Consider the following 10,457-nt stretch of genomic DNA (forward strand, 5'->3'; position numbering starts at 1 on the left):
CACCTACAACCACCACCGCTGCCACACCGCACTCGGCGGCCAGCCACCCATCACCCGCATCAACAACGCTGCGGGTCAATACATCTAGCCGCTGCTCACGCAGATGCTGCAGCGCCGACTGGTAGCTGCCCCGGAATCCTGCTGCAGGCGGCGTACGGCGTTCTTGCGGGCCTGATGAGGCTGGGACACGAAGATCCTCTCCGGCGTGCGCACCCGTGCCCTGGCACGCCAGGAGAAGAGGCGTGCACGTATCGGTGACCACGCGGGGCGTGTTCGGATCCGTGAAGCGCTTCCTTCGGCACGGGCAAAGGAGCCGGATCTCGGGCCTGCGTCACACAACCCGTAGTCGGGCCAACGAGCAACCGACCGCAGGGTCACGCTGCCCACACGACGCGTTCGGGGCCATGGTGGCTTCGTAAGAACCTGTTTCCGAACCCGCGAAGCCCCCAGGTCAGCGGCAAGGTCCGGAAGCGACCAGAAAACGGCGCCGTTCGCGGAACCGGCACGGTGACGCGAACGCGAACGGAACTGCCGGGTCGTCTCGTGCACGTGAGGCAGGAACCAAACCGGTGGTCGCAGTCTCGCCCTGTTCGCCGCCAGTTCCCAGTACAGGGCTGTGCCGCCCAGCTGGACGCATGGGGTTCAGAACCAGGCAGTCAGGGGCCTTGCGGGGCGCCTTCTCCGTCTGCCATTTTGCGGGCGCGGTAGTTGGCGACGTTGCGGCGGTTGCCGCAGATGTCGGGCATGCAGTAGCGGCGCCGCCCGGCCTTGCTGGTGTCGACGAACATCCCATTGCACGCCGGGGCAGTGCAGTGCCGGAACCGGTCGTGGCTCAGGGTTCGCAGGGCGCCGAGCAGTCCCGTGCCCATGAGGACGGCCAACTCGTCGGCGAGAGAGGCGTTCGAGGAGGTCGCGACGTACCACTGCCACCGGCCGTCGGCATCGCGGTGCAGGGACGGGCCGATGCCGGCCCGGGTGACCAGCGCGGTCGCGGCGTTGACGACGTCTTCCTCGGTGGCGGCCTCCAGGATGGTGCGGACCTCCTGGCGAAGGGCGCGCACCTGGTCGAGATCCTCTTCGGTGGGCCGACGGCCTTGCGTCACGGCGTCCAGGTGGATGCCGTGCTCGGTGAGGAACTGGGTCAGGGCGGCCGGGGTGGTGAGGATCTCGCCCGAACTGCGGACTGCGGGGGAGGTGTTGACCAGGTCGGTTGCCACCCCAGCACCCAGGGCGTAATCGGAAAAAAGATTGTTCAAATCTTACTCCATGCTACGGTAACCGGAGAAACTCAAGTTTACCCCTTAGCTTGGGAGCGCTGCCATGACTACGCACACGAAGGCCGGGGAGTGGAGGCTGGCCGACCGGGTCCGTGTGTCAGGCGGTGAGGTCGCCACAGGCGTCTTTGGGGAAGGGCCGCCCGTGGTTCTTGTCCACGGCACCCCGGCCTGGTCCTACCTGTGGCGCGATGTTGTCCCGCTGCTGGCCCGCGAGCACACCGTCTACGTCTGGGACCTGCTCGGCTTCGGTGATTCCCGTCCTGATCCGGGTGTCAAGCCCTCGATCGCTCAGCAGGCCCGCACGCTGGTCGAGCTCACCGGACACTGGGGCCTCGACTCGCCGAGCCTGGTTGGCCATGACATCGGCGGAGGGATCGTGCTGCGAGCCCATCTGATCGAGCAACTGCCTGTCCACCGGCTCGCGTTACTGGACGCCGCGGTCCTCGGTCCCTGGAACACGCCGTTCACCGAACATCAGCAGCGGTACGCGGACGTCTACCGCACCATGCCCCCTGACGTCTTCGGCGACCTTATCGCCGCACGTTTTCGCACTGCCACTCACCATGCCATGTCAGACGACGTCGCAAACGCCTACCTCGCTCCGTGGGCCGGAACAGCCGGGCAGCAACGCTGGATCGATCAAGTGGCAGCCGTCAGCTTCGAGGACACCCGTGAAGTCGTGGACCTACTGGCCAAAATCACCGCTCCGACCTTGGTGGTGTGGGGTGAGCAGGACCTGTGGCTCGACCCAAGTACCAGCGATCGCCTCGCCGCCGCGATCCCCGGGGCGCACCAGGCGACAGTCCCTGGAGCGGGACATTTCGTCGCCGAAGACAACCCGCATGACACCGCAGACACCCTGCTGCACTTCTTCTCCTAGGGTCTTCTGATCACACCCTCTTGCCGAACCCCGGGTTGCCCAGCCGGGCAGCACGGTCCGGTACTGGGAACCAGTTCCGTTCGCGTCACCGTGCCGGTTCCGCGAACGGCGCCGTTTTCTGGTCGCTTCCGGACCTTGCCGCTGACCTGGGCCTTCGCGGGTTCGGAAACAGGTTCTAAGAGGTCGTTTTCACCTGAGCCATTGCGGTATAGCCATGTTTCTACCGTCCGGCGATCTGGTGCTGGTGAGGCTGTCGGGCTGGTGGTGGATGCCGAGACGAATGGTGTGACACCTGGGGCGGAGGAAGGCTTGCGCCTGTCTCATTCCAGGACGCCCGGGTCCGTCCCGTGCTTCGATACGGCCGCACGCACGCCTGGGCGCACGCCCCTGAACGGCGGTATCTCCAGGTCATGGCTGACCGTCGCCCGTATCCGAGTGATCTGTCCGATGCACGCTGGGAGTTGATCGAGCCGGTCCTGGCCGCTTGGCGCTACGAGCGCCACGGTCGGGCGGTGGGCTTCGGCCGGCCCGCTGAGCTCGACCTGCGCGAGATCATGAACGCGATCTTGTACGTGGACCGCACCGGGGTGCAGTGGCGCTACCTGCCGCACGACTTCCCTCACTGGAACTCCGTCTACGGCTACTTCGCCAAGTGGCAGAAGGACGGCATCTTCGCGCAGTTCAACGGCCTGTTACGGGAGTTGGTCCGCGAGCAGGAGGGCCGCAACGCCGAGCCCTCGGCCCGCGTGATCGACGCACAGAGCGTGAAGACCTCCACCAGCGTCCCCGCCGCGAGCCAGGGCACGGACAACGCCAAGAAGATCGTGGGCCGCAAGCGGAGCATCGTGACCGACACGCTCGGCCTCCTGCTCGCTGTCCTGGTCACCGCGGCCAGCGTCCAGGACTCCAACGCCGGCACCCGCCTGCTCGACCAGGTCGCCGCCGACCACCCCACGATCCGCAAGACCTGGGTGGACGGCGGCTACCGCAAGCACTTCGTCGAGCACGCCGCCACCCTCGGCATCGACATGGAGATCAGCGCCCGCACCCCCGGGGCCAGGGGATTCACCCCGATACCCATACGCTGGGCCGTGGAGCGCACCTACGGCTGGCTGATGCTCCACCGCCGCTTGGCCCGCGACTACGAGACCCTCCCGGTCCACTCCGAAGCCATGATCCACCTCGCCATGACCGACCTCATGGCCCGCCGCCTCACCGGCGAAGCCACCGTCTCCTGGCGTGACCCGACATCGCCGGATCAAATCCGCATCCTAGGATGAAACAACGGGAGAAAACGACCTCTAAGCTTGTTCTTTATCTACCAAGGTCTTCCGGGCTTGCCGATGGCCTTGAGGGTCTCGGGGCGTTTGACGGTCTTGCCGACGTCGTAGCGGGGTGCCCGGTGCTTGTTCTTGGAGCCGGGTGGCCTTCCGGGGCCGGCTCCTCGGGGTTTGGGAACACGGGCCGGGCAGGCGAGGTGAGCGCGGATGTTCCTGAACCCTCGGCGGACCCGGGCCGGGGTGAGCCGGTCGGAGGTGGTGGGTTTCTCCCAGGGCCGGCGGAGGTCCGCGGCGAGGGGCCGGGTGAGCCGGAGCTGGGTGTGAGCGACGATCAGGATCCAGGTCCAGCAGTCCGCGGCTTCGGGAGTGCGGAGTTTCGGGGTGGTCCATCCGAGGGTCTGCTTCGCGAATCGGAAGGTGTGCTCCAGGTCGAAGCGGCGGAGAAATGCCTGCCAGAAGCGGTCCACGTCGTCCGGGGTGGCGCCGGTCTTGGAGGACCATAACCACACCGGCGGGGCATCCCGGTCCTTCGACAGATGCTCGACCTTCAATCGCATCAACGTTCCCTCGACCAGGGGAAGTTCACCATCATGGTCAAGCCATGAGGAACGGTGGGTGAGTCGGGGGTGGACCCGGTCCCATGCCTGGGTCTCGGCCTTGCCGTAGTTGGTGGTGTCGGTGACCGTGGTGATCGTGGGCTCGGGCCAGGTCTCCGGCTGGGTGAAGCGGAACTCCGGACCGTGCTTGGGCGGCCGGCCGTTGACGCCGTGCACCCTCGGTGGCTTCGGCAGACGCATCACGCGGTCCGAGCGGACTCGGCCGACCAGCTCGACCGGCAGGTCGCGCAGGACCCAGGCCAGGCGGGTGACGTCGTAGCCGGCGTCGCTGACGATCGCGATCGCCGGGTTCCCGGCCTGCCACTGGCCCGCGGCAATGAGCCGCTCGACGACACCCCGTAGCTGGGCGGCGGTGATCGCCGTCGCGTCGTCCGCCGGCCCGAGCCGGACCGCGTCCAGGATCGCGGTCCAGGATGTGGCGCCCGGCTCCAGCACGGCCACGAAGGAGTAGGGCCAGCCCGGGATGAACTGCGACGCCGTCTTCGCGCGACCGTAGACGTGGCAGAACAGGCGCTCTGCCGAGCACGGCGCGTCCGAGCGAAGCCATGGCGACACGTCGACCGTCAGGACCAGGCGCCCGCCATCGAAACGCGGCAGCGGCAGGCCGGCCAGCACCGTCCGCAGCCGGTCGACGTCGATCCGGCCGTGGTTCAGGCCGCCGTACATCGCTCCGTGCCCACGACGATGCTCGGGCAACAGCGTCAAGTCCACCGGGGACTTCACAGCACCGTCCGCACACAGCACCGCGTCTGCCAGCTCGAACAACTCGTCGCGCCGGGCGGTCAGACACTCGTAGAACTCTCCCCGGAAGCGTGACGCTCCCGCGAACGCTTCCCTCCGGACAGCATCAGGCAGCAGACTCACCCTCACGGCCTTCGTCGTGGTCACGTGCACCTTGGTCGGAGCACATGATCAGACGAAGGCCGCCCCCACGTCCGGTGAACCCCCCAGGTGAGCGACTCAGTTCGAGACGCCGTTCGAGGCCGGAAGAAGAAGAACAAGCTAAGCGAGAGTGGGCAACGTTTGTCGACGGTTTCAGGCAACACTTAGCGATCAGTTGGCGCGGAAATGTCGATGAGAATTGGCAACGCTGCCGGAGCGTGTGAGTCCTTCCCTCGATGCCGTGATGGTGGCCGGCCTTGGGGCCGCGTCGGTGTCCGAACTTCTCCGCAGCTCCGGCAGCGGAGATCGGAGTTTTCTGCTCGAACCCCACCGAAGTGAAGACCCACGCCCGGTAGGCCGATGAGTTTGTCGTCGCCGCACGGTCCCACTCCTTGAACACCCGACCACAACCGCGCGGAAAGGTACTCGTCACATGAGCAAGGTGGTCTTGCACGTCACCATGTCACTCGACGGCTTCATGGCAGGTCCGGACGTCAGCATCGAACACCCCATGGGCCGGGGTGGTCTGCGCCTGCATGACTGGATATTGAACATACCGACCAGCGACGTCGACGCCACAGTGACACAGGAGATTTCGACCTCGACAGGTGCCGTCGTACTGGGCAGAAGGACATTCGACGTGGGTGTCGAGGTCTGGCAGGACACTCCCTTCCCGGTGCCGTGCTTCGTGCTCACGCACAACGCTCGAAGCCAGCGCGCCATGAAGAGCGGGACCTTCACCTTCATCACCAACGGCCTGAAAAGCGCGCTTCAGCAGGCGGAAGCCGTGGCGGACGGGAAAGACGTCACACTGATGGGGGCGGACGTCGCTCAGCAGGCGCTCTGCGTGGGACTCCTTGATGAGATCAACCTCCAGCTCGCACCGGTGCTCATGGGTCACGGACGTCGGCTGTTCGAGCATCTGGGAACGGAACACCTTGAGCTGGAACGGACCAGAATCCTCGCCTCGCCGCTCGTCACGCATCTGCGTTTCCAGGTCCCTCATGCCCGGAGCATGTCGGACGGGGCAGCGCTGGACCATGGCCTTGAGGCCAACAGCCGACAGAACTGAGGGCATCGCGGCGGATCGCCGCTTACAAGTCGACCTTCGGTGGCGCCATCGCAGTCTCATCCCGCAGAGCACGTCAATGCTCCCACCGCAAGCCCTCAAGCGTTGCCCGAACTCACAGACATCACCCTCCAGCGAAACACGGTGTTCTCGACTCTGAGCGACAAGTGATGTCGGGTTCCACCAACAAAGCCAGCCATGGCAGGCCGCAGCCGATCGGTGGCAGGGGGAAGCGCCTCTGACAGAGCCTGCGATCGCCCCTAGTCTGCCGCGCATGGCACGCGCATGGACAAGACTGCATGAGCATCTTGGATGCTCTCCCGGCCCGCTCAACGGACCCGGCGCGCGCAGAACGCCTTGCCCGATCCGAACCGCTGGCAGGCGTACTTCGAGAACCTCTATCACCTGGTCCGCGAGACGCCCGCAGAGCAAGCGCGAGTACGGACTCAGCTGTGGCGGCTGTCCGGCTGACCGAGCGGCAGTGAAAGGCCCAACTCACGCCGCTCTGTCACCCGTCAGGCCCACGCCGCCAACCCGGGCGACACCGTCGCCGCGACGTCGTCGTAGGCGAAACCGGCCCGGGGACGACGACCAGGCGGTGGGGCCTGCGTGAGGCCCACGAACCCCACCTGCCGGAGATCGAAGACCGAACGAGCCCACGAAAAAAGCGAAGTCGCCTTGTCGGTCCTGTCCTGTAGACACAGCTCGTGACCAATGCCCGACTGCAAGAAGTTCCCGAGGGCCGGCGCCCAAGCGGGCTGGTGTCCGCGCTGCTCACTGTTCACAGGTTTCAGACTTGTCGAGAGCCGTGTCCTTTGGCCGCACCTGCGCAATCCGACTGCCGCCCCATCAGGTGCACCAGCAATACCCGGTCGCTCCCCGCTGTCGCCCGCGCAGCAGCCGTCAGAACCTCAACCAGAGCTATGGCAGACCGTCTGGGCATGTCAGGTATGCCACCAGACCATGGTCGTGCACGAGCTCAAGCGGAAGACGTTGCAGGGGAATGGCATCGTCACGCTCAAGATGTGGCGGACATGGCCCGAGAGGCCCCGCGTGAGCTGGACATGTACGTGCCGGAGAAGATCCGCTCCCTGTACTCGGAGGCCAGTCAGGCGGAAGAAGCCGGCGCCCTGCGGGCGGCAGCTGTGATGTACCGAGCTGCCGTCGAGGAAATATGCGTCGACAAAGGCGCACAAGGAGCAAACCTTAAGAAGAAGATAGAAGACCTAAAAAATCGGGGCGTTTCTGATGACCTAGTAGGTGATCTAGATGAGGCCCGGTTTCTGGGTAACTGGAGCATCCATCAAGGCGTTGAGTTTTCCCGCGAAGAGATTGCGGATGTAGCCGCCCTCATCGATGACGCCTGCTTCGAGATCTACGTCCAGCCCGCAGAGAGGCAGCAGATGCGCGACGCCCGCAAGCGACGTCGGGACGCAAACCCGCGGGAGTAACGAGCTGGTGGGCCGCATCACGCGCGACCCACCGGTGGCTACGCCGCTGCCCACGTCAGTCCGAGGTTGGCCAGCTGCTGGAGCTTGTCGGCGCTCAGCTTCGCGCGCCTGCTCTTGCTGTTCGACAGGAACACCCCGAGTTTGACTTCGGTCCCGTCGTCCAGGCGTTCCACATGGGCCCTGGGGACGGTCACGGAGCCCTCGCGGGCTTTGTACTGCGCGAGGGCTGCAACGCCTCGCTCGAAGGCGCCAGAGGCTGTCTTGGGGGGTTTGGCGGTCGTTTCCTGCTCGGGTGGCAGCGGCGTGATGTCGAGCTGCTGCAGGAGTTCGCGTTGCCCGTCCATCAGCCCAGCCCAGGCCGTGTGCTGACGCTGTTTCTGGAGCCACCGTCCGACGTCCATGCCGTGGACAGTGACGCCGGGCAGGACGTCGGCCTGGCCCTCTTCGTCGCTCACCAGCTCCCGCAGTGCGGCGTAGTGGCGTTGCCATTCCGCCGGCCACGCCGGGTTCCAGTCCGGATCAATCTCGCGCAGGGCGGTCTCCCACTCCGGGTGTCCTTTCAGGGCGCCTGGGCGGCGGAGGTTGGACAGCCATTGCCCTACGGGCCGGTCCAGCGCCGACGCCGACCGGGGTGCGCACAGCGTCCAGTGCTGGTCGTAGTACGCCTTCGCGGCTTCCAGGTTCTCCTGGAACCGCTCGTCCGCGAGGCTCCAGACCATGCCGAGCTTCTCCAGCCGCTTCGCGCGCTGTCCGGTCATTTGCCCGGCCCCGTACGCGCGTCGCTGTTCTGCGACCCATTGCCCGAGGGGGTAGGCGCCCTCTTTGTGCCCGTATGGAACTCGGGCGTGAGCCTCACGTTCGGTGAACTTCTTGAGCGCTGCCCAGCCGCGGGCCCAGTCCTGCTTCTCCGCGTCGATTACGTTGAAGCTGACCCAGTCTGCGACCATGACCGGGTCACGTGGGGCCGCGAACCGAAGCAGCAGACGGGATTCTTCCTCGCCTTCCTCCGGTGCCGGGCCGATGTACTCGGACGGTTGCGCGACGTCCTTCTGTGGCTCCTGTGGAATGGCGAGCAATTCGATGGCCTCTTCATCGTGCGCCCGCAGACCTTCCAGTACCTTCACCAAAGGCCGATACGAGCCGGAGGTGAACATGTCTTCCGGCTTTTCTCCGGGCTGGAGGAATACCGGCACGATCAGCGACGCCAATTTTCCTTGCCCGGGCTTCTGCCGCAGTGCTCGGCCGATGGCCTGGACGATGTCGTGCGGCGCGCCCTTGGGGTCCAGCAGGGCCACGGAGTCCACGGCCCGGATGTCGACGCCCTCCCCGAGGACGCGGCAGTTGGAGAGCACGGCCCGCTGCGCGGTGCCGCCGAATCCGGCGAGGACTTCCCGCCGGCGCTCGGGGAGGTGCTCGCCGCACAGCCAGTCGGCCCAGATCCGCTTCGGGTACGTCTCGGGCTGGTCGGCGTGCAGCTTCGCGGCGACGCGTTCCAGGCCCTCCGCGTATGCCTGTGCCTCTATCGTCCGGTGGTGGAAGGTGATGCAGGTCTGGAGCCCGTGCTGGGCCATGGTGTGCAGGAGCGCGGCCTGGAGCGCCCCGAGCCGCTGACCCCGCACTTCCTCGCCGCGCCGCTCCTCACCCATCAGCCGCTCGGGCGTGACGACCGGGTCCTGGAGCTCCAGCACGATGATCTGGTACCGGGCGAGGAGGCCGCGTGAGACGGCCGACGCCAGGGAGAGCTTGTACAGGACGGGGCCGAACACGGCCTCGTCGTCCATGGATGCCGCCATCTCCATCGGCAGCGGATCCCGCACCCCTTCAGCGACCTCCCAGTTGGGCCGCTCCTGCCAGATCCGCGGCGTCGCCGTCAGGTACAGCCGCCGGTAGGCGGGGATGACGGTCTGGTCGTGGATGTCCGCCCACGCCTTACCCATCGACCCACTTGTCCGGTGCGCCTCATCGACCACCGCGAGGTCCATCGGGGCCAGTTGCTGGCCGTAGGCGCCCTCGAACGCCTCCGCGAGGACGCCCAGCGACGCGTAGGTGGCGTAGATGGTGATTGGCCCCTGGCCGTGCCACAGTGCCAGTTGCACGGGGTTCGTGGTGGCACGGACCTTCAGGCTCCACAGCTCCGGATCGTCCTGGAGCGAGCACACCGCGACCGCCGGCCCCTTGTGCCCGACGCCGTGCCACGCCTTCACCGTCTGCGCCAGAAGGTCCAGTGTCGGCACCAGCACGAGAACGCGCCCCTTCGGCGCAAGCCGCCTCGCCGACGCGGCAGCAATGATGGTCTTTCCCGTGCCACAGGCAGCGTGCACCTGCCCACGCAGGCCATTGAAGGGAATACCGCCCGGCGGGATATCGAAGCCGCGCACAATGGCGCTCACGGCCTCGATCTGATGGTCACGCAGTTTCACGGCCATTTCCCGGTGTTCTCCTTTTCGCGGAATGTGGCGCGCAGTCGGGAAGGGAGTCCCGGAGCAGTGATGGGCTCAGGGGGTGGTGCTGTCTGATCCCAGACTTTACACAGTGCATCACCATGATGCACCATCCTTGCAACATGTTCGTTCATCAGAGTGACGCATAGCCAGTCCATGCCTCATGGCTGCCGGTTGACGTGTATGCTGGCGGGATGTCGTTGAGGTTGATCGTCCAGGTTTCGGGAGTTGGGGAGGGGTTCGGGTGGAGCGCAGCGGAGCCCGTCACTACATCAGGGCCGGCACCCGTCCAGCCGGATGGTCCGTCAACTCCGCTGCTGGGGTGGTGGCTGCGATTTCCAGGCGCTACACAGGCTCGCGCGTGATGCACTCACCCCCGTAGCCCAGCCCTCAGAAGTCCCGCTTGCGGGACTTCCCACAATTCGCGCTTGCGCGAATTGACACTCGTTTAGAATTCCGCTTGCGGAATTCAATTACCGTGCTTGCGCGGGAATTTGGCGGAGCGTCAGCGGAGCCATTCGTTATGCAGCGCGTCAGCGCTGCATTTCCCGCTCCGCGGG

The 10,457-nt window shown here is 66.1% G+C and carries 8 protein-coding genes; 5 read left to right on the forward strand and 3 right to left on the reverse strand.

The window, feature by feature from the left end:
• Nucleotides 1-656 precede the first annotated feature (656 nt).
• Nucleotides 657-1,217, reverse strand: coding sequence for a CGNR zinc finger domain-containing protein (locus FGD71_RS35960; RefSeq protein WP_119104745.1), 561 nt, complete (start codon nt 1,215-1,217; stop codon nt 657-659).
• A gap of 202 nt (nt 1,218-1,419) precedes the next feature.
• On the opposite strand from FGD71_RS35960, the gene FGD71_RS35965 reads away from it, so the two are divergent.
• On the forward strand, nt 1,420-2,157 hold the full coding sequence (locus FGD71_RS35965; protein ID WP_205571183.1) for an alpha/beta fold hydrolase: 738 nt from the start codon (nt 1,420-1,422) through the stop codon (nt 2,155-2,157).
• A gap of 410 nt (nt 2,158-2,567) precedes the next feature.
• Nucleotides 2,568-3,437 (forward strand): IS5 family transposase, encoded by an 870-nt coding sequence (locus tag FGD71_RS35970; protein WP_119104747.1) that lies wholly within the window; start codon nt 2,568-2,570, stop codon nt 3,435-3,437.
• A gap of 38 nt (nt 3,438-3,475) precedes the next feature.
• Here FGD71_RS35970 and FGD71_RS35975 read toward each other — a convergent pair whose 3' ends face one another.
• Nucleotides 3,476-4,918, reverse strand: coding sequence for an NF041680 family putative transposase (locus FGD71_RS35975; protein ID WP_119104752.1), 1,443 nt, complete (start codon nt 4,916-4,918; stop codon nt 3,476-3,478).
• Nucleotides 4,919-5,369: 451 nt separating this feature from the next.
• Here FGD71_RS35975 and FGD71_RS35980 point away from each other — a divergent pair, with 451 nt between their 5' ends.
• The 3 genes from FGD71_RS35980 (at nt 5,370) to FGD71_RS35985 (ending at nt 7,456) form a co-directional block, all read left to right on the forward strand.
• Nucleotides 5,370-6,008: a dihydrofolate reductase family protein gene (locus tag FGD71_RS35980; RefSeq protein ID WP_119104748.1), complete on the forward strand. Its 639-nt coding sequence runs from the start codon at nt 5,370-5,372 to the stop codon at nt 6,006-6,008.
• A 309-nt stretch (nt 6,009-6,317) separates the two neighbouring features.
• A complete protein-coding gene (locus FGD71_RS47690; RefSeq protein WP_162931320.1) occupies nt 6,318-6,476 on the forward strand; it encodes a hypothetical protein in 159 nt (52 codons plus the stop codon).
• Nucleotides 6,477-7,039: 563 nt separating this feature from the next.
• Nucleotides 7,040-7,456 carry a DUF4145 domain-containing protein gene (locus FGD71_RS35985; protein WP_240436938.1) on the forward strand — a complete coding sequence of 139 codons (417 nt, stop codon included), beginning with the start codon at nt 7,040-7,042 and terminating at the stop codon, nt 7,454-7,456.
• Nucleotides 7,457-7,494: 38 nt separating this feature from the next.
• Here FGD71_RS35985 and FGD71_RS35990 read toward each other — a convergent pair whose 3' ends face one another.
• Nucleotides 7,495-9,882 carry a DEAD/DEAH box helicase gene (locus tag FGD71_RS35990; protein ID WP_119104751.1) on the reverse strand — a complete coding sequence of 796 codons (2,388 nt, stop codon included), beginning with the start codon at nt 9,880-9,882 and terminating at the stop codon, nt 7,495-7,497.
• Between the last annotated feature and the right edge of the window lie 575 nt (nt 9,883-10,457).

This window comes from Streptomyces sporangiiformans, assembly GCF_005768555.2.
GTDB classification, from domain to species: Bacteria; Actinomycetota; Actinomycetes; order Streptomycetales; family Streptomycetaceae; genus Streptomyces; species Streptomyces sporangiiformans.

Excerpts from the sequence above, each read along its gene's own strand:
- FGD71_RS35980 (WP_119104748.1), top strand. The coding sequence starts at position 5,370 with ATGAGCAAGGTGGTCTTGCACGTCACCATGTCACTCGACGGCTTCATG.
- FGD71_RS47690 (WP_162931320.1), top strand. The coding sequence starts at position 6,318 with ATGCTCTCCCGGCCCGCTCAACGGACCCGGCGCGCGCAGAACGCCTTG.
- FGD71_RS35970 (WP_119104747.1), top strand. The coding sequence starts at position 2,568 with ATGGCTGACCGTCGCCCGTATCCGAGTGATCTGTCCGATGCACGCTGG.
- FGD71_RS35985 (WP_240436938.1), top strand. The coding sequence starts at position 7,040 with ATGGCCCGAGAGGCCCCGCGTGAGCTGGACATGTACGTGCCGGAGAAG.
- FGD71_RS35990 (WP_119104751.1), bottom strand. The coding sequence starts at position 9,882 with ATGGCCGTGAAACTGCGTGACCATCAGATCGAGGCCGTGAGCGCCATT.